Below are 23,580 nucleotides of genomic sequence, written 5' to 3'. Positions count from 1 at the left end.
GTTGAAATCCTATCTTAGAAGTCGATTCTTGATGCTATAAGGTATACTACAAAAGCCTAAAATGACACTATTCTACTACTCTATTATATCTCACATATACAATAATCACCAAATAATCTTCTGATAATATAGATAACGGATGCTTTTATATTTTCAATGTTTTATGATGAATAGGAAGAAAAATACATACGAAGGGGAAAATAGTATGGAGCCTGTCCAAGAAACATATAAAATGATACGTTATCAAGGAGGAGCCTTTTCCGAACGAGAAGATGAAGTTGTTACAGAATCCCCTGTAACAATTAAATTAAACGGAGAAGAATATGTAACAGTTGTATGCACTCCAAATTATATTGAAGATATGATAATAGGTTTTTTAATTTCTGAAGGAATTATTGCTTCTTATGAGAACATTGATGAGTTATGGATACAGAAAGACAAAGGGGTTGCTCATGTAAAAACATCACAAATCAATCCACTCTATCAAACGCTATATAACAAACGATATGTCACTTCTTGTTGCGGCAAAAGTAGACAAGGGTTTGTTTTTGTAAACGATGCAGCAAAAGCAAAAACTTTACATGATATACATGTAACAATTACTCCAGAAGAATGCTTTCATTTAATGAGCACCTTACAGCAATCTTCTACTACGTTTCGTCAAACAGGCGGGGTTCATAATACCGCCCTGTGCGATCGAAATACCGTTCTCATATCAAGAATGGATATTGGAAGACATAACGCATTAGATAAAATATATGGTCATTGTTTACGTAATAACATATCTGTCAAAGGAAAAATCATCGCATTTAGCGGTCGTATTTCATCTGAAATTTTACTCAAAGTTTCTAAAATCGGTTGCGAAATTGTTCTTTCTAAATCAGCTCCCACAAAATTAGCATTACAGCTCGCTCATGATTTAGGCATTACTGTAGTTGGGTTTATTCGTAATGACTCCTGTAATATTTATACTCATCCAGAACGAGTTGAAGGATATATACCAGAAACAAAATGATTCCTGCTAAAGGGATCGTTTTTTAGTTATAAAAATGGAATATATTTATTTGTTGAATAGTTAATAAAGTTAATATATAATTTCATTACATAAAGTGAATTACTAAAAAACAAATGAAGACACCTGTCTTCCTCGCATATATCTTCTTATTCTTTTACAAATTAAGAAAGAATACGTACAGAATATGTTTATGAATACACAGTAGATGTTCTATCAATATAATCATCAGACCCTTACGGATTACAAATTTCTTCTTTAAATATTAAAGCAGATTATTTATTTTCCTATAAAGCAGGATAAACTGAGGAGGTTACAGCTATGGAAATTCGTTTATTAACAAAAGAGGATGCAAAAATTTATTTAAAAGTGTGTATGGAAGGATTAACACAAAATCCAGAAGCCTTTAGTTCCTCTTATGAAGATGTATTAAAACATGAGGATCCTGTTGCTGCAATGGCAAAACGGTTAGATAACCCTAATAAATATACAATTGGTGTCTTTAAAGATAATGATTTAATTGGAATTGCTACATTAGAAACAAAGTCATTTATTAAACAAGAACATAAAGCAAAAATCGGCTCTGTTTATGTCTCTCCAAAAGCTCGTGGTCTTGGAGCTGGACGTGCATTAATAAAAGCTATTATTGAAAATGCATATAAACTACATGTTGAACAGCTCATGCTTGATGTTGTTATGGGAAATGAAGCTGCGAAAAAATTATACGAATCGCTTGGCTTCCAAACGTATGGCGTACAAGAACGTGCCTTAAAGCACAATGGACAGTATTGGGATGAAGAACATATGGTTTTATTTTTAAATGACTAATTGTATAGCATCAATTTATATAAAAAACACCTTTCGATAAAGGTGTTTTTTCTTACAACAATATAATGTTCCCGTCATCTTATTGAATGGTTCTATTCCCTCCTCTTCGCTATACTAAAAGTACGAAATCACAACAAAAAGACATGAGAGATGAAAAAATAATAGAAGTAATAGAATGAAATCAGTAATTGGAGGAATAACAGATATGAAACAGCACAAACATCTTATTTTGTTCATTTTTGGTACAATAATCGTCACTTCAGGATTAGCAATTCTTCCTTGGTTTATTGTATAAAGCTTCTATCATTTTTTGATTCCTTCCTATACAAAAATCCCCTGTACATAGCATACAGGGGATTTTTACGTACAAATAAAAAAGCTCATTGTTTCTCAAAATGAAACAATGAGCCTTTACATCTATTATAGAATTCCGAAAAATTTATTAGCACACGTCACAATAATTAGCATAGATACGGCAATACACATCACAATAGCATTGCGCTCTTGTTTATCTTTTTGTAAACGTTCTTCTTTTTTACTCACGTGTATAGTCCCCTTTATAACAATAAAAAAAGTGTGAGATAGGAGATTTTCCTTATCCGATGCGAGGTGAATACGAAATTCCTCACTATCTCACATACACAATAGAATGGAATTGTCATTTTATAAATAAAATGACATGACGTTATGTCGCAACATAGGGTATTTTGTGTCGCTACGCTTTCTATTATAAAAAAGAGTTGTGCAAAAGTAGTGCATTTTTTATGTCAATTGCCTTAGTAGAAAAAATACACTACAATTCAATCACGTAAACAGAGTTTTTTATTATTTTCATGTAAACTATACAAAGTAGAATGAATGTTTTGAGGTGCACAAGACTATGATTAAAATCTTATTAGTAGACGATGAAGAACGCATGTTGCGATTGTTAGATTTATTTTTGAGCCCACGTGGTTATTTTTGTATGAAAGCCAATTCAGGTATAGAAGCTCTTGAACTAATTCAACAAAAGAACTTCGATATCATTTTATTAGATGTGATGATGCCCAATATGGATGGATGGGATACATGTTATCAAATCCGTCAAATCAGCAATGTTCCAATCATAATGTTAACAGCTCGTAATCAAAACTACGATATGGTAAAAGGACTTACAATGGGAGCAGATGATTATATTACAAAACCTTTTGACGAACAAGTACTAGTTGCACGAATTGAAGCTGTACTGCGCCGAACAAAAAAGGATGGTTTTATAAGCTTCAATGGCATTGAATGGGATAAAACAAAACATACTGTTACTGTTTACAGCGAGAAAATTCCCCTTACACCTATCGAGTTTTCATTACTAGGACTGTTTTTACAAAATACAAACCGAGCTTATAGCCGTGATGATTTAATTGAAAAAATATGGGGTTATCAAACAGATATTGAATATCGTACTGTTGACTCACATATTCGCAATATCCGTGATAAATTACGAAAAAAAGACTTTCCTGTTGAAAAATACTTAGAGACTATCTATAAAGTGGGATATAAGTGGAAAAGCGAATGAAAATAATAATGCGAAACTTTTCTAAGTGGGACATGACTCACCTCACACTTAGAATTAGTTAAACAACACGTGATAAAACTTTGGTCAGTGGTGAGATTTCTTCCGCTGGCCATTAATGTGAAATAAAGGTATGGTGAAAAAATGAACAAACTTTCGCTCAAAATTGGTACATATTTCTTAATATTAGCTTTATGTATTGAAACAATTGCCTTTGTATCTTGTCATACAAGTCTGGCGAACATGCGTATCGAGGAAGAAAAATCCGCCCTTTTAGAAAAAGGAAAGCGCTATAGTAACTTTATTTCAAGACGTTATGGGCCACGAGCTTTTGAACATGCTGCAGCAATGGAATCACATTCTAATTCAGATACAAAGTTAGTCATAACAGACACTAATGGGCAAATCCTTTCCTCTTCTGATCCGGTAACACAAGAAATGAAAAAGCAACTTGCTTCCAAAATAAACTGTACTTCAATAGATGGAACTTTGGTTGAGAAAAATTGGAAAACATCGAAATTTATTTCAACAGCAACGCCAATTATCATTCATAGACAAATAACTGGGTATGTACATATGTTTTTAGATACAGCCTTCTTAGAAAAAATGATTCTTCGTTTAACACGTCAATTTATTATTATTGGTATACTAACTCTTATTTTAACAACCATTTCTGTATTTATCTTTTCTCGTGTCATTACCGATCCTCTTATTAAAATGAAACGTGCAACAGAAAAAATGTTAAAGCTGAATAAACCAATTAAATTAGGAATTAAACGCAATGATGAACTCGGTAGTTTAGCAACAACAATTGAAGAATTATCCAGTGAATTAGCCTACATGAAAAAAGAAAGAAATGAATTTCTTGCAAGTGTAGCACACGAACTGCTCACACCACTCACGTATATGAAAGGTTATGCGAAAGTTGCTAAAAGAGATTCTTTATCTAAAGAAGAACGTGAAGAATACCTACAAATTATCGAAGATGAAACCGATAGTGTAACAGGACTCGTTCAAGATTTATTCGATCTTGTTCAGCTAGAACAACATCAATTTATTATAAAAAAACAAAAAGTTCCACTCTTGCCTTTTCTAGAGCGCATGATTGAAAAAACAAAAACTACACTTGCTAAAAAACAAATGAAAATTAAGTTCTACTGTGTAGATAACCTCGATGTATGTATGGATGAACGCCGAATGGAACAAGTTATGCTAAATTTATTACACAACGCCTATCAGCATTCTTATGAACAATCAATTATTACTGTACACGCATCACAAAATGAGAATACTTTTTCTATAAGTGTGCAAGATGAAGGAGAAGGTATTCCACAGGAAGATATTCCACATATTTTTGATCGTTTTTATCGAGTTGATAAATCAAGAACTCGAGCTACAGGGGGGAAAGGAATCGGTCTAGCTGTTGCAAAAGAAATTGTTGAATTACACAGCGGCTCCATTCAAGTAAAAAGTAAGTTAAGAATTGGAACTGAATTTATTATTGAATTACCAATTGAATAATATGTACGTTAAATCACCAGTAGTGTCTTTACTTCAAAACTGCTGGTGATATTATATTAATAGCCAATATTTATTCGCAAATCATTAGTAAACACATTAAAATACTACTAGTACGAGCTGACCTTTTGAAATTATTCTTATTTCAATATAAAATGTAAATACAACTGTGAAAGGTTCGGAGGATGATACGATTGGAAATCCATGTATTAACAAAACAAGAGGCAGAAATTTACTTAGAACTTCGTGTAGAAGGATTAAAACAAAATCCAGAGGCTTTTAGTTCTTCTTATGAAGATATTATTAATAAAGAATGCCCGATTGAGTATAAAGCACAGAAATTAGCACAAGATGAAAACTATACACTAGGTGCATTTAATGACGATAAATTAATCGGGGTTGCAACCTTGGAAACGAAACCATACGTGAAACAAGAGCATAAAGCAAAAATCGGCTCAGTATATGTATCTCCAAAAGCACGTGGACTTGGAGCAGGAAAATCCCTCATTAAAGAGTGTATTGAACTTGCAAAAACATTAGAAGTAGAACAAGTTATGCTTGATGTTGTTGTCGGAAACGATGGTGCAAAAAAACTTTACGAATCATTAGGATTTAAAACATTTGGTGTACAAGAGCGCTCTTTAAAATATAATGGCCAGTACTGGGATGAAGAGCATATGGTTTTATTCTTAGATGAAGAAAACTAATAAAAAAGTCCTCAAGTATGAGGATTTTTTTATTACCATTTTACATTGCAAACCACGAATTATATAACAACTGAATTGCCTCTTCAATCTCTGCCTCTGATAAAATAGCAAACCCAAGTAAAACTGTATTTTTTGAAGTAGTCCCTTCTTTATAGTACATAGAAACTGGATATACTTTTATACTATTTTCAGCTGCTCTTTTTATTAATTCTTCTTCTAACATTTTATTGTGAACCTTTAATAAGATATGTAAGCCAGAATCTTCTCCGATTACTTCCACCTTATTAGAAAAGTACCTTTCTATCGCTGAGACAAGAGCATCTCTCTTTTTCCGATAAACGACTCGCATCTTATGAATATGTTTTTCCCAATATCCTTCATTTAAAAACCTTCTAATGATTTCTTGATCGATTCTTGAAACACTTTGTGTATAAAATAAATATTGTGTTTGATACAACTCAATTAGCTGTTTAGGCAGCACCATGTAGCTCATACGTAATGATGGAAGCAATGCTTTTGAAAATGTTCCCATATAAATTACATTTCCCTCTGTGTCAAGCCCTTGCAATGCTGGAATCGGCTTTCCAGAGTAACGAAACTCACTATCATAATCATCTTCGATAATATAACGTCCACGCTCCCCTTGTGCCCATTGTAATAGTTGCATCCTTCTTTTAATTGGCATAATCATTCCACACGGAAATTGATGAGATGGAGTAACGAACACAACATTTGCATTACTACCTTCTAAATCTGAAATACAAATCCCATCCTCATCAAGCGAGAGCATCTGAACATTTTCTTCTCCTTTCTCAAAGGTAACCAATTTCCGGTGATATCCTGGATTTTCAACTGCAAAATGACTTCCCTTTAGCAGCTGAAACAACATTCTTATTAAAAATTGTGTTCCGGCCCCTATTACAATTTGACTTGCTGAACATCTCACACCTCTTGATTCATATAAATATTTCGCCATCTCTTCACGCAAACTCGCTTCACCTTGGGGATGGCCAAGAAAGAGTAGATCCTTATTTTCTAGTTGCCATACCTCGTTTGAAATCTTCCGATAAACCGAGAATGGAAATGCATTTACATCTACACCTGTTTGTGTAAAATCATATTTATATTTCTGTTCCCTATGCAGTACTTCCTTAACAACTTCTCTTTTTTTCACTGTATATATCATTTGTTCAATTTCACATACAAAATACCCCTTACGTGAAACTGATTCAATATATCCTTCTGCAAGAAGCTGTTCATATGCCGATTCCACTGTATTTTTACTTACCTCTAAATGCGCCGCTAACTTTCTTTTTGCTGGGAGCTTCGTCAAAGGAGGGATTTTTCCACTTCTTATTTCTGCTTTTATATACTCGTATAACTGTACATACAGTGGGATTTTTTCCTCCATATTCAAATTTGGTGTTAATTCTAACATGAAATCTGACCCCTTTATAAAATGAATTATTGATACTTTTTATAGTACCAGAAGTTATATATAATTCCTTCTATCATGTAAATTTTAAAAAATCAACCTTAGAAAGGAGCATCATGATGATGAACAATAACAGACGACTCGGTCTCATTATGATTATTACAGGAGCTACTTTATGGGGAGTATCAGGTCCGATGATTCAGTGGCTTTTTCAACATACTAAGGTATCATCTATCGATTTTTTAGTAATTCGCCTATTGCTTGCTGGGGTCTTTATTTTATGTTTCTTACTTACCAAAAAACAAAATATATTTCGTATTTGGCAACACCCACGCCATCTTTTACAACTTATCATTTTCTCTATTCTTGGGATGCTTGGCGCACAGTATGCTTTTATCGAAACAGTGCATATTAGCAACGCTGTTACTGCTACTCTATTTCAATTTTTAGGGCCAGTTCTCATTACTATTTATGTTGCAGTGCAACATAAATAGCTTCCTTCCATTATGCAAGTATTGGCAATTGTCTCTGCCCTGACAGGAACATACTTTATCATTACAAATGGATCCGCCCAAAATATTGTCTTATCGAAAGAAGCGATTTTATTTGGTCTGTTAACAGCAATTGGTTTTGCCTTTTACACGCTGCACCCAGCTTCCCTTATTAAACAATGGGGGACGACTCTTATTATTGGCTGGGGTATGTTAATCGAGGGTCTTGCACTATTTATTTGTAATCTCTCCTTCGAATGGAAACAACTTTCACAAACCTTTACATTGCAAACATTCTCTATGCTAATTCTAATCATTGTAAGTGGAACACTTTCTTTCCTTCTTTACATTGGTAGTCTAAAATATTTATCAGCAACAGAGACAAGTATTTTATCTAGTATTGAACCGCTTGTAGCAGCCATTGTTTCCATCACTTGGCTAAAAGAATCTTTCGGAGCATACCAATTACTAGGCGGTGTGTGTATCGTCATTGCTGTTATTTTCTTAACAATGCCAGAAAAAGATGCAGAGCCTACATTTACAACTGAACAAATATAGTACAAAATGTCAAAAGAGGTCATACTAAACTTATGACCTCTTTTTATGAATTAAAAGGAATTGTCCTGTCTTCTAGCAAATACAATTACACTAACTATGAAAAATAGGAGTGTGGCAAGATGAAAAAAATTGGAACCGTGCTACTTTTCTCCTGTATCATCACTGGCTGTACCTCACTAGGGCAAAATTCCAAGGAACCGATAAAAGAAATAACCGAAATCTCTAAACCTCAAACTAACGCACCCACCTTTTTTCACCTTAGTGTCTTAAAGGATGTTTACTGGCAAGAAAGCCCTTCCTTTGTAGAAGGAAAGATGCCGTTAAAAGGCATTGAAGGAAAGATTGCAATTGCAGATAGTACTTTCATTGCCAATGAGAAAAATAAACAGATGTGGTTCTTCCTCGATCCACAAATGCCATCTGGTAAACTATCTATTATTGCTCTAAAACAAGGATCTACAACACCCACTCCCGTACTCTTTCCAGATGAAGCTTCCGAACAGACTTGGACTACTCCTACTCCCATTCATTCAAATACAGAAGAACTACCTCTTCTTATGTCACTGCCTTCCCCCGGATTATGGGTATTAAATGTATATATTGATGAGAAATATTATGAGCAAATTGTTATTCATGTAGAAAAGAGTGACAAAGCTTAATTTCTTCCTTACAACAATGTAATTCTTATGTCATCTACTTCGATAGTTGTATCTCCCTCTCTCTCTTATACTAAAAATAAGAAATGCAACAACAAACAAGGAGAGATGAGAGATGAAAAAAGTGATGGATGTTGTAGTGGCAGTGGTAGAGGTTTTCGTAAATGGAAAGCAAGTTGCAATGGAGTTGAATAAATAATACAGAGCGAAATGTTTATTACTAATCATATAAAACAATAAGCGGGAGTACGATTTCTTTATTGTTTTGATCTCTTATCTCACTAAAAAAGCAGCGCCCTTCTAAGAAGATGGCACTGCTTTTTTATTATTATTTTAAATAACTTGGCATTTTTGTAATTTGCGCTACTCCTGATTCAATTGCTGCTTTTGCTACTGCAGCTGCAACACTTGGGACAACTCTTTTATCTAGCGGATTCGGAATTACATAGTTTTCATTACGTTCTTCATCAGTAATGATGTTAGCGATCCCATATGCTGCAGCTAATTTCATTTCCTCTGTAACATCTGTTGCACGTACATCTAATGCCCCACGGAATATACCAGGAAATGCCAACACGTTATTTACTTGGTTTGGATAATCAGAACGCCCTGTTCCAACTACAACAGCACCAGCCTTTAGTGCATCCTCTGGGTATATTTCTGGGATTGGATTCGCCATTGCAAACACAATTGGTTTTTCACTCATTGTCTGTACAAGTTCTGTGGTTAACACATTAGGAGCAGATACACCGATAAAAATGTCTGCTTCATGAATCGCTTCTTTTAATGTTCCACGTATATATTCGCGATTTGTTTTCTTTGCAATCTCTATTTGTGCCGGATTCATCCATGATTCACCCTCACAAACAATTCCTTCTAAACTTACTAATGTAATATGCTGCGCTCCAGCTTGTAACAGTAATTTAGCAATTGCTATCCCTGCCGAACCAGCACCATTAATGACAATTTTCACTGCATCCATCTGTTTGTTTACAACTTTTAACGCATTAATAACCGCAGCTAAAACAACAATTGCTGTTCCATGTTGGTCATCATGAAACACCGGAATATTTGTTTCTTCTTTTAAGCGCTTTTCAATTTCAAAACAGCGCGGCGCTGCAATATCTTCTAAATTAATACCTGCAAATGTAGGTTCTAAGTTTTTAACAATGGTTACGATTTCATCTACATCAGTCGTTCCAAGACAAAGCGGAAATGCATCTACATTCGCAAACTTTTTAAATAAAATACTTTTTCCTTCCATAACAGGCATAGCTGCTTTCGGGCCAATATCACCTAATCCAAGTACTGCTGTTCCATCCGAAACAACTGCAACCATATTACCGCGCGCTGTATAGTCATAAGCTGTTTCTTCATCTGCAGCGATCGCTTTACAAGACTCAGCCACTCCTGGTGTATATGTCAAACTTAAATCATCTGCTGAATTTACTTCTACTTTACTTGTAATTTCAATTTTCCCTACCAATTCTTTATGAAGTAATAATGAACGTTCATTAATTTGACTTTCTAACATATAAATAAGCTCCTCCTAATTTGACAAGCTAGCTACGTTTTTACATAGCTAGCTTGTATGATAATAATTTACGAAAACATTTTTAATAAAATTGTTGCTGTTACGACCATTGCAGCACCGCCCAAACGCGTGGAAATTTGCGCAAATGGCATTAATTCCATACGATTTGAAGCTGATAAAATCGCAACGTCTCCAGTTCCGCCTAATCCGCTATGGCATCCTGTTACAATCGCAGATTCAACTGGGTACATTTTCATGACTTTCCCAACAAGGAAACCAGTCGTTATCATTGTTAATACTACTGATGCACACACCACAACATATCCAACTGAAAGAACAGCTGCTACATCTTTTAATGGGATATATAACAATCCTAAACCAACCATTAATGGCCACGTTAAGCTTGTCGAAATAAATTTATATAAGTGATATGCACCTTGCTCCATTTTTGCTGGCATTAATTTAAAGTATTTTACAAGTGCTGCTGAAAAGATCATAATGATTGCCCCTGGAATACCAATAAATTTAGAAGCAAATCCACCGAAAATAAAGAACGTACATGCAATTAATAAACCTGCTCCCATTAATGAGAAGTCAATTGGTTTTTCTGTATTTTGTTCTTTTAATAATTCATCTTGATCACCTGTTTTTACCAATGCACCATTACCGCTAAGCTCTGGTTTTTTCTCACCTAAGCGCTTCATGTATCCAGCGCTTACAATCGCAAACATATTTCCGATAACCGCTGCTGGCACAAGCTGAGATACAAATGTTGCTGATGATTGATTTAAAATGTCACTGTAAGCTAAGGAAAGTGGTAAAATACCTTCTCCGATACCACCGCTCACAATTGGTACAATGATAAAGAAGAACGTTCGCTTCATTTCAAATCCAAATAATGATCCAACTAATAATCCAACTGCAATAGAAGCAATTGTTCCTACAACTAACGGAATAAACATACGAACAAACCCTTGTACTAACACTTTACGGTTCATTCCTAAAATACTTCCGACTACTAAACAAGAAATATATAAATATAAAAAGTTCGACTTTTTCATTAGCATCGTCGCTGCTTCCATTGAAGCTGGATTCATCCAATTAAAAAACACTAGTAAAGATGGAATAAATAATGAAAGAATTGCTGGTCCACCAATATTTTTTAAAATCGGAATCCTCATCCCAATATCACCTAAGAAAATCCCCATGATCATAATGACTGCAAATCCACCAATCATATCAGCAGGTAATTTGTTATATACAGATGCTCCATAAATAATAGCTGCTAATACGATATATAACGGTAAAGGTATAACACCAATTTTAATATTCATAATTTTTGAAACAAAAGACTTTTGTTCCACCTCTGTTGTTTCCACGGGTGATACCGCTTCCACTTTTTTTTGAATCCCCATATAGGCACCTCCTTATATTCTTATCTACAATATTAAAACGCTTTCAATAGTAAAAATAGTTTTTGTAAGTTTTGTAATTAGTTTTGTAATTAAAAAAAGTATAAGCGGCTTATATAAGCCGCTTATACATACAAACGTATTTTGTTTTCATCGATGCATCGTAATTTACTTACTGGTCTCCCCACATGTTGATAAACCATTTCATTTTCTAAAACCCCAATTTCAGTTAAGAACATTACATACTTTCGAATAGACACCCTTGAAATTCCAACTAATTGAGCCATTTCATCTGTTGTAAATGCTTGTCCATGAAGTGATTCTATTTGCTTCCAAATTAACTGTAATGTTTGTCTTGTTAGCCCTTTTGGCAGCTCTTTATTCACATGAGTTTCTACTTTTTCTTTTTGTAAAATCAACGTATCTAATTCAGACTGGCTAATTTTTTGCTGTTCTTTCATAAAGATAAATTTTTCTCGATATGCGGTTAATGCTTCCTTAAACCTTTCAAATGTAAATGGTTTAATTAAATAATCAACAACCCCATATTGAAGTGCTTTTTTAATACTTCCCATATCATGCACAGCTGAAATCATGATAACATCAATTTCTTTTTCTTGATTCCGAATATGCAGTAGCAATTCAAATCCTGTATCAACAGGCATAAAAATATCAAGCAATATGAAATCTATAGACGATTCCTTTAATATCTCTACTGCTTCTTTCACAGAATTAGCTATATGAACAAGTTCAAACCCTCCTACTTGCTCTAAATAATGCTTATTTAACATCGCTACCATTGGATCATCTTCTACAATCAAAACTTTGATCATATCCCTATCTCATCCCTACTTTTGTATGGTATTTCAATGGTTATAGTCGTTCCCTTCCCTAACAAAGACTCTACCTGTATATCCCCATTTATTCGCTTTAAACTATCCTTTACAAGATACAAACCATATCCTCGATTTTCTCCTTTTGAGGAATACCCTTTGACAAATAATTTGTCAATTTCTTCTTGCCGGATTCCAACTCCTGTATCTTTAACTGTGATAATCATCTTATCATGATATTGAATAGAAATATCTACTCGCTTATATTGACAATTTATCACCGCATCTAATGCATTATCAATTAAATTTCCTACAATTGTAATGAGTTCATGAATAATACTTTCATCATATGGCTCTGGTAAGTAAGAATTTTCGCTTACAATGAGTTGTATACTCTTTTCCCTTGCGTAACTAAGTTTACCAAGCATAAATCCTGCAAATACAGGATTTTTTATTTTTCGCATCACACCACCAATTTCATATTGATGCTCCGAGACCATGTTACTAATATAGGTCTCTAATTGTTCATAATGCTTCATATGTGTAAGCCCTAATACAACATGCATCTTATTCATAAACTCATGAGATTGTGCCCTGAGCGCTTCTGCATAAAGTTGAATATCCGTTAATTGTTCTGCTAATTGCCTAATCTCTGTTTTATCACGAAATGTTGCAATAGCACCAACAATTTCTCCTTTAACATATAAAGGAACTCTATTTGTAACAATGGTAATTCCATAAAGATTTTGTTCCTCATACAATTGTGCTTTCCCCGTTTGTAACACTTCTTTTATACATGAGTTGGGCATATACTTCTCAACATCTTTACCAATAAAATCTTCTTCGAGACCACTTTTCTTAAATAACCGTTTCGCTTCGTTATTAATTAAAGTAACTCTCGCATCTTTATCGACAGCAATAATTCCTTCTTTAACAGATTGTAACATCGTATTCCGTTCTTCTAAAATTTTTGCGATTTCGCTAGGTTCAAGATCAAATAAAATTTTCTTAATATGTCTAGCTAATAAAATAGCACCTATAATTCCAACTAAGATTCCAACACCGACACCGATATAAATAATGTATCTACTCTCTTTTATCCTCTCATGCACATTATCAGCTGAAATTCCGACAGCAACAACCCCCATTTGTTCTCTCGTTTCAGAAAAAACAGGTACAAACACTCGCATAGAGATTCCCAATGTTCCTTCTGCCATTGATACATGCTCTTTTCCTTTTAAGGCTATCCCTTCATCCCCCCCTACAAAGTGATGGCCGATTTTTTGAGGATCTGGGTGAGATTTGCGAATGCCATTCATATCCATGACCACGATAAATTGAACATCTGTATTTTTTAACAACCGATTTGTATACGTTTGAATTTCAGATATATCTTTTCTTCCTGCTAAAGCATCAATTACAAGTGGTGAATTTGCTACAATACGCGCGATTGTTTTTGCTTTTTCAGCTTGACTTTCTTCCGTCGTACGTTCGACATTATGACTAATTAATATATCTGTTACAAGTAAAGAAAGTAAAATAACAGTACATACCAGCAACGTAATCGTTTTCCATAAACTTAACAATTTTTTTCTTTTTCTCATCCCTTTATTGTCTCCCTTATTTCTTCTTTACTACACGCGAAATCTATCTTACTTATTCTTTTTTATGAATACAACGTTTTTTAATACAACTGAACTTTAATCATGCCTCAGCAAACGGGATTTTACGAGGATTTTATCTCCCACCTATTTTCTTTGTTTTTACTGAATCTTGAGATGAGAATATTACCGTTCGCAAACAGTAAAATAATAAATGGTAGCGATTTTTGCAAACGAGAAATATTCATCATTGTTTTTCTCTCCTATCTCCCGATGTATAACTAAACAAAAACAAGAGAAATTCAGTATAAAAAATTATGCTGAATTCCTCTTGTTTTTGTTAAATATAATCATCACTTTCTCTTCTTAACTCCATTTCTGTCCCATTCACTTTGAATTTTGCACATAACTAATAGCTTGACTCCCCATCTGTATCCATGCCTGTTCAAAGCTTTCGCGTGGAACACTTACACTTGCAGTATCACTAAGCGGATCATGAATATAAACTAACTCCTTATCATAACCAATAAGAAGAATACAATGTTCATTGTACGTAATAGAGACATTACCTGCATCTGTTTCCCATGTATCAAATTCATTTTCATCCAAAGGAGCATATGTTGCATTTGTAATCATAACAACTGGCTTGCCCTCTTTTACAGTTTTATAAATTTCATTTATATTTTCACCTGTTAAATCAACAACTTGATTTGGTAAGTATTTATTTGCTAACTGAAAAAGCGGTTCATGATACACACCATATCCTGATTCAGAAAAAGTATAAATATTCCCTACAAACCCTTCATGTGGATTACCGCGTACACCATCATTTGAAAAGGCAACTTTCTGTATTTCATCTGCCAGCGTCATCTTACCTACTGAAACACCTGCGTACTGTAACATCATGGCTAAGCTAGTTACTTCGCAGCCTCTATCTAACTCTGGTAACTGCTGGATAAAAGGTACATTTTGCAATAATACTTTTTCTTCATCTGCATTCCCCAGCGTCTTTTTCTTTTTTGCTTGCGCAACTGGAGTGACAAGCTGATTCTTACCGCTTTCCTTTTGAACAAATTTGTTTGAGACGATTCTCTTTACATTTTCTACACGTTTAGTAACAGGCATTATGCCGCTCCGTTTCATATATACACTACAGATAAATATCCCTAATACAATCAAACATATATACACCTTCCACTTTCGCTTCATTCTTCTATCTTCACGTCCTTTTTAATTCGTTAAATACGAATAAAATGCATCCGCATCTGTTTGAACCATAGGTAAAAAGACAAGTTCTTTTCCCTTTTCAGGTTGTTCCTTTTTTATTTTCTCTGTTAACTGTTGAATATTTGTATTTGTACTATCTATGCCAAGCTCGTCTGCAATTTGTATTACTTTCTGCTCATTTATTTCTCTTAGCACTTGGTAAATATCTTTACCATATAAATCAATATGAAGTTCTTTTGCTTCGGCCTGAATTTTCCCCTCGTATACTTCTTGTGCCAAATCTTCTATACCTTTTCCTTTTTGCGAAATCCCTAGCTGTTTCGCTTCTTCCTTTACTTTCGTTCCATAAATCTCAGTTGCAATCTCTTCTATTTCTTTTCCTTTGGTTGAAACCCCAAGTTTATCTGCTTCATCATTGATCTTGATTGTATTAATTTGATTTATTAAATCCACAATAGATGTATTATCTATTATTATTCCTAAATTCGCTGCTTCTTTTTTTACTTTGGTTTCATAGATTTCTTCTGAAAGAGCCCCCACATCTTTTCCCTCAGTAGGAATCCCTAGCTGTTTTGCTTCCTGATCAACTTCAGTTTCATGAATTTCTTTTTCTACTGTGATTTGTTCTTTACCATCCGTTTCAATTCCTAGTTTTTTTGCTTTTTCCTCTGTATGTGCCACATGTATTTTCCCATCATTTAGTTGTTCTTTACTGCGCTGAACAAAGTCCGTTTTTCCTTTTGACATCATAGAAGAGGATGCGCCTCCCATTACGCTTAAACTCAACATTCCAATAACAAATAATGACACTATCTTTTTCTTTTCCAAATTTCATCTCCCCTTTACATTTCTTACACTGTGATTTTCTTCTGATGCTTCCTCTTCCATTTTCCCCACATTATCGTAAAAGATATGCTCAATTCGGTTCCTATTAAAATTACTCATGAACATAACTATCTAGCTATCCTCAAAAAGAATACAAAGTGATTACTTTTTCTCTCTTTTGTCCTTCTCATTCTGTGTAAACTCTATTATTAAAAATATTTCTTAACTTTCCCTTAACAAAAAGACGACCTTGTAAAAACAAGATCGTCTCCAATTTCTTTATATTCTTTGATTTTTAGGTAAAATCACTTCAAAACAAGTGCCTTCATTCATTTTACTCTCTACTTTTATTTTCCCATGATGCTTTTCTACAATCCAGCTGGCAATTGAAAGACCTAAACCAGCACCTTCTGCCTTCGTTCTTGCCTTATCTCCTTGATAAAAACGGTCAAATAACTTTGGAATCTCTTCTTCTTTTATTCCAATTCCATTGTCTTTTACCTGAATCGTAATTGAACTATTGGTTTGCATGCATGCTACTTGAATCGTTCCGCCCACATCAGTATATTTCATCGCATTGTCTAATAAAATTACCACCATTTGATGAATTCGTTCTCTATCACCAATAAAAGATACTTTAGATTCGATTTCCAATGTCATCTTTTTCTCTTGATACGCAGCAATTTCTGTATAAGGATCTACTACTTCCGTTAATAATTCATCTAATGCAAATTCCTTTTTATACATTTCAATTTGATTCGAATCCGAACGAGCTAATAATAATAAATTAGCAACAAGCTTCGATAACCTTCTACACTCCTTTGAAATTGTAGAAATATCAATTGCCTTTTCCTCTATCGTGGCGGAAGGAGACTGAAATAATACATCCGTTTTAGATTGAATGACCGCTAGTGGTGTTCTTAATTCATGAGATGCATCAGAAACAAACTGTTGTTGCTTTTCCCAAGAATTACGAATTGGTACAAGAGCTTTTCCAGCTAAGAAAAATCCCATCCCAATTGCACATAAACTTCCTATACTGCATCCCGCTATAAGAATTAGTAATAACGTATGCAACATATCCCTTTCTGCTGTTGTATCGCGTACAAATTGAACCGTCATTTGTCCAAATTCAGTATTACGCTGAAAAGCCAACGCTCGAAAACTCTTCCCTTTGATTTCAATATCCTGAAAACCCTCTAATTGTTCTGGGAAAAACGCTAAAGCATTTTCTTCAAAAACAGGATCAACAAATTTAGGATTCTTATCTATTAGGGCTACTTTTTTTCCATGCCATAACAGTACAGTAATCCTTGGATCTCCAATACGAATATCCTTAACGGACCCTTTTGGATTAGACTTAGAATGTTTCTTCTCTTTTGCTTTAAACATTTCTAGCGAATTATCTACTCCACTATAAATACGATTATATGTATAGCCATAGATAATACTCCCTAGAACTCCAATTAATATAATAAACACTAATGAATTTAAAATTGTAAGGCGAATGCGGGTTCTTTGAAACATACTCTTATTTTTCATTGTTCTTTTAACATATACCCAATCCCGCGAACGGTTTGAATATCTTTTTGATAACCAAATGGCTCCAACTTTTTTCGTAAATGATGAACATACACTTCAACAATGGCTACCGTTGTATCTGAATCGAATCCCCAAACGCGATCAAAGATTTGTTCACGCATTAAAATCTTTCCACTATTTTGAATGAGGTACTCTAAAAGTTCATATTGCTTTAATGTTAATTTAATTGCTTCTCCACCCACTTGAATATCCTTGTCCTTTCCGAACAACTCGATTCCACGGTAGTTAATGGTTTGCTTTGTTGTTAAATTACCACTTCTTCGTAATAAAGCTCGAATTCTCGCTTTCAGCTCGGGAGCTTGAAATGGCTTTATTAAATAATCATCCCCTCCAAAATCTAATCCTTTCACACGGTCTTCCAAAGAATCTTTAGCAGTCAAAAACAAGACAGGTGTTTCAATTTTGTCATTCCGTATTCTTTGAATTACTTCAAAACCATCTATCACCGGTAACATCACATCAAGAAGTATTACATCATAAATATTTTGTAACGCCAAAAATAAACCATCTTCTCCATTCATTGCTGTATCAACTTCAAACTCATCACATAAAATTTGTGTAATTGATTCCAATAAAGGTGCATTATCTTCTACAACTAATAAGCGCATACCACTTTCTCACCTTTCATCAAATATAAAGTGAAACTTTAATCGGTGGTGATTTTCTTCATCCATCACTGATTATTAGTAGCCCGCGAATAGCGGGATAAATAATTACTGTTACCATTTTTCATAATAACAAAAGAGAGCAGCACAACATACTTATCCTTACTTCCAAACGATTTCCAGGCTTATATCCGAACACTTCACCTTGCCTTGCTTCCTCTAAATCCTACGTACTTATAATAATTATATATCATTGTCTATGTAGACCTGTCATAACATGAATCATTTTCTCGCTCATTTACCATCCGTTTATATATGTACTTTATTATGAAAGCTATTCCTTAACTTTCCCTTAACAAAAGAAGTTTCAAAAAGGAGAATTTGTACCCTTACAACACTGTAATCCTCATGTCACCTAATTCGATAGTTACAAGACTTGCTACCCGCTATACTTAAAGTAAGAAATGAGACAACAAGCAAAGGAAAGATAAGAAAGCCGTATCTTTTTTACAGATACGGCTTTCTTTTATTTTTGATTTGTACGGTTCGAAATACTAATTGCCCGATCTGTTGCTTTTGCTGCTTCATCTAATGCTTCTTTACTATTTTTCCCATCATACATTGCTTCTAGCGCTTTTACAACTGCATAGCGGGATTCAGGAAATACACTAATAAGTGCACCTTGTGTTGCAACAGATGGTTTTGTTGCTTGTAACTGTTCTACCGTTACTTTTAACTGTGGATATTTTTCATATTGTTGTTTTACTAAAGGCTCATTATATGTATCTGGGTTAATAGAGAAATAACCTGTTTCCGTATGCCATTTTGCTTGTACATCTGCTTTTGTTAAGTATTTCATAAAGTCCCAAGCACCTTTTTGTGTTTCTTCTGCGACCATATTCGTCATCCATAGTGATGCACCGCCAATAACAACTCCGTTTTGTTTCACATCTTCTGGATATGGGATATATGCTACTCCTACATTAAATTTAGACGAATCAATCACATTACGAACACCTGCTGAAGAATCTAAATACATCGCAACTTGTCCAGATTGGAATGCGGCACGAACATCATCCCAACTCGCCCCATACTTTCCTAATGTACCAGCTTTATTCAGTTCATCTAATAAGCCAAATACTTTTTGTCCTTCTTTTCCGTTAAATACAGCTTTTTCCGCTGCACCTTTACGCCCATTTTCTTTATCAACATATAACCCACCTTGTGTTGCCAAAAGCTCTTCAAAGAACCATCCGTAATTTAACATTGAAAAACCGTACTGTTTTACGCTTTCGCCTTCTTTAACAGTTAATTTTTTTGCTGCTTCTTTTAATTCAGCGTATGTTTTCGGTGCTTTTTCCGGATCGAGCCCCGCTTTTGTAAAGGCATCTTTATTATAAATTAATACTGGTGTAGATGAATTAAATGGCATGGAATACATTTTCCCATCAACTGAATAGTAATTCGTAATCGCTTTTTCTAATTTCGATGTATCATATTTATCCTTTTTAATCCAGCTATCAATCGGTGTAATCTTTTTACTATCAATCATATATTTCGTTGTAATTTCGCTAGATTGAACGAGAGCTGGTGATTCTTTTGAAGCTGTTATATTTTTAAACTTCGTTAAAGATTCTTCATAGGAACCTTGAAATTCAGCTTTCACCTCATATTTATTTTGTGACTTATTATAATCTGCAACAATTCCATCTAACACACCTTGCGTTTTTCCACCCATTGCATGCCAAAAGCGAATAACTGTTTTATCTCCATTCTTTTCTGCGGGAGCTACTTTTTCCTTTGCTTCAGATTTCCCCTCTGTTTTACTACTTGAACAAGCTGCAGCTGATAAAGCCATCGTTGCTGCCATTATAATAACAGCACCTTTTTTCCAAAATCTCATCTCAATCCCACCTTTTCATATGTATGTTTATTTAATTGCCCCTTTTGTTAAACCTTGTTGCAACTGCTTCTGACCTAAAAATAATAAAATTAAAGTCGGAATCACAATAACTGTAACTCCTGCCATCACACTGCTCCAATCTGTTGCAACTTCCTGAGATTGAAGTTGTTTCACCCCAATTTGTACGGTTCTAATTTTCTCATCATTCGTAACTAGAAGAGGCCATAAATACATATTCCATGTTGTTAAAAAGCTATATACACCTAGTGTTATAAAACTTGTTTTACAATAAGGAATGACAACACGGAATAAAAACTTCACATGGCCAATCCCCTCGATAAAGGCAGCTTCTTTTAACTCATTTGGAAGCGTCATAAAATGCTGACGTAATAAAAAGATTCCAAAAGCAGTTGCAAAGAACGGAACCGTCATTCCAGTAAATGTGTTAATCCATCCAAATTGTTGTACCGTTAAAAAGTTCGGTACCATCGTTGCTTCCCATGGGATAAGCATCGTTGAAATAAACAGAAAGAAAATAAAATTTCGTCCTTTAAAATTTAAAAATACAAATGCATAAGCAGCTAAACTTGATACAACAAGCTGCCCAATCATCACTGCTGTTGAAACTATAAAACTATTGTATAAATAAGAAAACAGCGGTACTTTCTGAAAAATATGCACAAAATTATCGAATGTAAATTGTGTCGGGAACACCCTTCTCATTTGAATGTCTTCTGGCGTCATGAACCCTAGCAAAAATGCGTATAGAACTGGAAAAAAGACCATCACTGCGCTTATGGTAAGCAGTATGTATAAAAGAATATGTTGTTTCCACTTATTCGTAATCATTTATAATGCACCTTTCTCTCTGCAAACTTAAATTGAAGTAATGTGGCAAGAAAAATGAAAATAAATAATACCATTGCCTGTGCACTCGCTGTACCAAATTGATGATTCGCAAAAGCTTCTTTATAAATAGAGTACACAATTAAGTTTGTTGCATCGTTCGGTCCACCGTGCGTTAAAATATCAATCTGTCCAAAGCTTTGAAATGCACTAATTACAGTAACTGTTATAATAAAAAATAATGTAGGAGATAGCATCGGTAATGTAACGCGCCGAAGTTTATGTAAATAGCTAGCACCATCAATAGATGCACTCTCGTATAGAGTCGTATCAATATTTTGCAAACCACCTAATATAACTAAAAATGCAAACCCCGTATTTCCCCAAACTGTTGTAACTGATACAGAAAATAATGCCCAATCTGGACTTGTTAGCCATGCAATTGCAGGAAGATTCATCGAACCAAGTATATTATTGAATAAACCGACACTCGGATGGAATAAAAATAACCAGATTACTGCGCTAGCTGCTACTGAAATTCCCATTGTTGAAGAGAATAAAACTCGAAACAAGCCTATTCCTTTTATTTTTTCGTTTGCAATTAAAGCAAGAAACAGTGCAAACAAAATACTAGTTGGAACTGTATATAATACAAAGAGTAAAGTAGATTTTATGCTTTTATAAAAAGTTGGATCAGACAATAAATATTGATAGTTTTCCAGTCCTACGAAAAGATTTGCCTCACCATGAACATCTGTTAAATAAAAACTATAATAGATAGTACGAAATAATGGATAAAACAAAAAAATTGTAAATAATATGATGGAAGGTGCTAAAAATAACAAGCCTGTGCGCAAATCTTTCGTACGGTCCCATAATGCCCTTTTTCTTGAAACTTCTGTTTGAACAGGTAAATTTTCTACCTCAATCATTATTTCGCCACCGCCTTCAACTCTTCTTCGGCAACGAATCGAATCCTTTCATTTGTATCGTTATGAAAGAAACATAGTTTCTGTACTGGAAATTGCAATTTAACTTTATCACCTTTTTTCAAAATAAGTTGTCCGATTACTTTTGCACTCCATGTTTTTTCATTTACTATAAAATTTAAAATTGTTTCATTTCCTAATACTTCTACAGATTGCAGTGTAACTTCTTGGCCATCTTCAGCTAATACGATGTGTTCTGGACGAATTCCTAAGCGCACCTTTTGTTCTGAAAACTGTTGTAAATGCCCCGAAGACAACGGGATTTGTAATCCATCAACATGTAATCCCCCCATACCTTTATCTACGATTCCATTACCAATATTCATGGATGGTGAACCGATAAAGCCTGCAACAAATTCATTTGCAGGATAGTTATATATATCGAGCGGTGTGCCTACCTGTTGTATACTCCCTTTGTTTAACACCATAATGCGATCACCCATTGTCATTGCCTCAATTTGATCATGGGTCACATAAATCATCGTAATACCTAGTCGCTGCTGGATCTCTCTAATTTCAATGCGCATTTGTGCACGCAACTTTGCATCCAAGTTAGAAAGAGGTTCATCCATTAAACAAATTGGCGCTTGACTTACAATTGCTCGCGCCAGTGCAACACGTTGTCTTTGTCCACCTGATAATTGACCTGGTTTCGACTTTGTATATTCCGTAAGCCCTACCATTTCTACTGCTTCTATCAATCGTTTTTGTCGTTCCTCTTTTGGAATTTTCCGTATTTTTAATCCAAATAAAATATTTTCTTCTACCGTCAAATGTGGATATAAAGCATAATTTTGAAATACCATTGATAGATTTCGATTTTTCGGTTCTAAATCATTTGCAACATTTTCGTTAATAAGTAACGCCCCAGAAGTAATTTCTTCTAAACCTGCAATCATTCGCAATAATGTACTTTTCCCACACCCAGAAGGACCAACTAGAACAAAAAATTCACCTTTTTGAATCTGCACCGACACATTTTCAACTGCTATTTCCTTTGAATTCTTATAAACTTTTGACACACCTCTCAATTCAATCATCAGTTTGCACTCCTTTTTTGTTCTTGTAACCATACTTCACAACGGCTTATTGAAATCTGCTTTACCTGCAATCTCCGCCTCTTCTTACGTTTGAATGAAGCTTCCTGCAATAATAGGAAAAACCACCTTCCCTACTAGTTACTTTATAAAGGAAGGGGGTCTGAAATATTGATTTCCCTCAGCTTTTTACGTATTTCTAATATGCATGTAGGCAAATTTAAAACACCAATCTACATAGAACAACCTTCTTCTCGCTTAACCCCTATAAACTAGAGTAAATGTAAGAAATATAAATAGATTGTTATATGTAAGCGGGTGTTCTCAAATGTTCTCTACCCTAGTTACGTTGTTACCTTTACTATATTACTTATTTATTAAGTTAGTTTTGATGATTTGTTAACAAGATGTT

General features: G+C 34.3%; 20 protein-coding genes and 1 pseudogene. 7 read left to right on the top strand and 14 right to left on the bottom strand.

The window, feature by feature from the left end; all coding sequences use genetic code 11:
* Positions 1 to 205: 205 nt before the first annotated feature.
* Positions 206 to 1,015, top strand: a complete 810-nt coding sequence (fdhD, locus tag JDS96_RS03405; RefSeq protein WP_018765589.1) for a formate dehydrogenase accessory sulfurtransferase FdhD — start codon at positions 206 to 208, stop codon at positions 1,013 to 1,015.
* Positions 1,016 to 1,333: 318 nt separating this feature from the next.
* Entirely contained in the window at positions 1,334 to 1,840 is a 507-nt protein-coding gene (locus JDS96_RS03400; RefSeq protein ID WP_003194954.1) for a GNAT family N-acetyltransferase, read from the top strand.
* Positions 1,841 to 2,260: 420 nt separating this feature from the next.
* Here the strand turns inward: JDS96_RS03400 and JDS96_RS32780 are convergent, their stop codons facing one another.
* Positions 2,261 to 2,383, bottom strand: a complete 123-nt coding sequence (locus JDS96_RS32780) for a hypothetical protein (protein ID WP_003194959.1) — start codon at positions 2,381 to 2,383, stop codon at positions 2,261 to 2,263.
* 337 nt (positions 2,384 to 2,720) lie between these two features.
* Between JDS96_RS32780 and JDS96_RS03395 the strand changes: the two genes are divergently transcribed.
* The 3 genes from JDS96_RS03395 (at position 2,721) to JDS96_RS03385 (ending at position 5,614) form a co-directional block, all read left to right on the top strand.
* On the top strand, positions 2,721 to 3,392 hold the full coding sequence (locus tag JDS96_RS03395; RefSeq protein ID WP_003194961.1) for a response regulator transcription factor: 672 nt from the start codon (positions 2,721 to 2,723) through the stop codon (positions 3,390 to 3,392).
* Positions 3,393 to 3,533: 141 nt separating this feature from the next.
* Complete coding sequence (locus JDS96_RS03390; protein ID WP_199666021.1) at positions 3,534 to 4,910, top strand: HAMP domain-containing sensor histidine kinase; 1,377 nt, start codon at positions 3,534 to 3,536, stop codon at positions 4,908 to 4,910.
* 191 nt (positions 4,911 to 5,101) lie between these two features.
* Entirely contained in the window at positions 5,102 to 5,614 is a 513-nt protein-coding gene (locus tag JDS96_RS03385; RefSeq protein ID WP_003194966.1) for a GNAT family N-acetyltransferase, read from the top strand.
* A 40-nt stretch (positions 5,615 to 5,654) separates the two neighbouring features.
* Here JDS96_RS03385 and pdxR read toward each other — a convergent pair whose 3' ends face one another.
* Entirely contained in the window at positions 5,655 to 7,052 is a 1,398-nt protein-coding gene (pdxR, locus tag JDS96_RS03380; RefSeq protein ID WP_003194967.1) for a MocR-like pyridoxine biosynthesis transcription factor PdxR, read from the bottom strand.
* A gap of 119 nt (positions 7,053 to 7,171) precedes the next feature.
* Between pdxR and JDS96_RS03375 the strand changes: the two are divergent.
* Positions 7,172 to 8,098, top strand: a pseudogene (locus JDS96_RS03375) (DMT family transporter).
* 119 nt (positions 8,099 to 8,217) lie between these two features.
* A complete protein-coding gene (locus JDS96_RS03370) occupies positions 8,218 to 8,757 on the top strand; it encodes a DUF4871 domain-containing protein (protein WP_018765594.1) in 540 nt (179 codons plus the stop codon).
* 325 nt (positions 8,758 to 9,082) lie between these two features.
* On the opposite strand, the gene JDS96_RS03365 is transcribed toward JDS96_RS03370, so the two are convergent.
* From JDS96_RS03365 to JDS96_RS03310, 12 genes are all read right to left on the bottom strand, one after another.
* Entirely contained in the window at positions 9,083 to 10,288 is a 1,206-nt protein-coding gene (locus JDS96_RS03365) for an NAD(P)-dependent malic enzyme (RefSeq protein WP_003194973.1), read from the bottom strand.
* 68 nt (positions 10,289 to 10,356) lie between these two features.
* Entirely contained in the window at positions 10,357 to 11,703 is a 1,347-nt protein-coding gene (locus tag JDS96_RS03360; RefSeq protein WP_199666020.1) for a 2-hydroxycarboxylate transporter family protein, read from the bottom strand.
* Positions 11,704 to 11,825: 122 nt separating this feature from the next.
* The gene (locus tag JDS96_RS03355; RefSeq protein WP_199666019.1) at positions 11,826 to 12,533 is read right to left on the bottom strand and encodes a response regulator; all 708 of its coding nucleotides are present in this window, start codon (positions 12,531 to 12,533) and stop codon (positions 11,826 to 11,828) included.
* Positions 12,530 to 14,137, bottom strand: coding sequence for a sensor histidine kinase (locus JDS96_RS03350; protein WP_003194978.1), 1,608 nt, complete (start codon positions 14,135 to 14,137; stop codon positions 12,530 to 12,532). Before JDS96_RS03350 ends, JDS96_RS03355 begins: the two co-directional genes overlap by 4 nt.
* A 384-nt stretch (positions 14,138 to 14,521) precedes the next feature.
* A complete protein-coding gene (locus tag JDS96_RS03345) occupies positions 14,522 to 15,343 on the bottom strand; it encodes a C39 family peptidase (RefSeq protein ID WP_141521859.1) in 822 nt (273 codons plus the stop codon).
* Between the two features lie 21 nt (positions 15,344 to 15,364).
* Entirely contained in the window at positions 15,365 to 16,150 is a 786-nt protein-coding gene (locus JDS96_RS03340) for a transporter (protein ID WP_097794610.1), read from the bottom strand.
* A gap of 315 nt (positions 16,151 to 16,465) precedes the next feature.
* The gene (locus JDS96_RS03335; RefSeq protein WP_199666018.1) at positions 16,466 to 17,728 is read right to left on the bottom strand and encodes a sensor histidine kinase; all 1,263 of its coding nucleotides are present in this window, start codon (positions 17,726 to 17,728) and stop codon (positions 16,466 to 16,468) included.
* Complete coding sequence (locus JDS96_RS03330) at positions 17,725 to 18,396, bottom strand: response regulator transcription factor (RefSeq protein WP_006093472.1); 672 nt, start codon at positions 18,394 to 18,396, stop codon at positions 17,725 to 17,727. The genes JDS96_RS03335 and JDS96_RS03330 overlap by 4 nt, the downstream gene beginning before the upstream one ends.
* Positions 18,397 to 18,919: 523 nt before the next feature.
* Entirely contained in the window at positions 18,920 to 20,296 is a 1,377-nt protein-coding gene (locus JDS96_RS03325; RefSeq protein WP_199666017.1) for an ABC transporter substrate-binding protein, read from the bottom strand.
* 27 nt (positions 20,297 to 20,323) lie between these two features.
* On the bottom strand, positions 20,324 to 21,145 hold the full coding sequence (locus JDS96_RS03320) for a carbohydrate ABC transporter permease (protein WP_199666016.1): 822 nt from the start codon (positions 21,143 to 21,145) through the stop codon (positions 20,324 to 20,326).
* Positions 21,142 to 22,074 (bottom strand): carbohydrate ABC transporter permease, encoded by a 933-nt coding sequence (locus JDS96_RS03315; protein ID WP_199666015.1) that lies wholly within the window; start codon positions 22,072 to 22,074, stop codon positions 21,142 to 21,144. Before JDS96_RS03315 ends, JDS96_RS03320 begins: the two co-directional genes overlap by 4 nt.
* Positions 22,074 to 23,171, bottom strand: coding sequence for an ABC transporter ATP-binding protein (locus tag JDS96_RS03310; protein ID WP_116734300.1), 1,098 nt, complete (start codon positions 23,169 to 23,171; stop codon positions 22,074 to 22,076). Before JDS96_RS03310 ends, JDS96_RS03315 begins: the two co-directional genes overlap by 1 nt.
* Positions 23,172 to 23,580: the final 409 nt, after the last annotated feature.

Origin of the sequence: Bacillus cereus group sp. N21 (assembly GCF_016483395.1) — a bacterium.
In the GTDB taxonomy this organism is placed as follows: Bacteria; Bacillota; Bacilli; order Bacillales; family Bacillaceae_G; genus Bacillus_A; species Bacillus_A pseudomycoides.
Note: the sequence above shows the minus strand (reverse complement) of the source record. Positions and strands in the feature narration are given on the sequence as shown.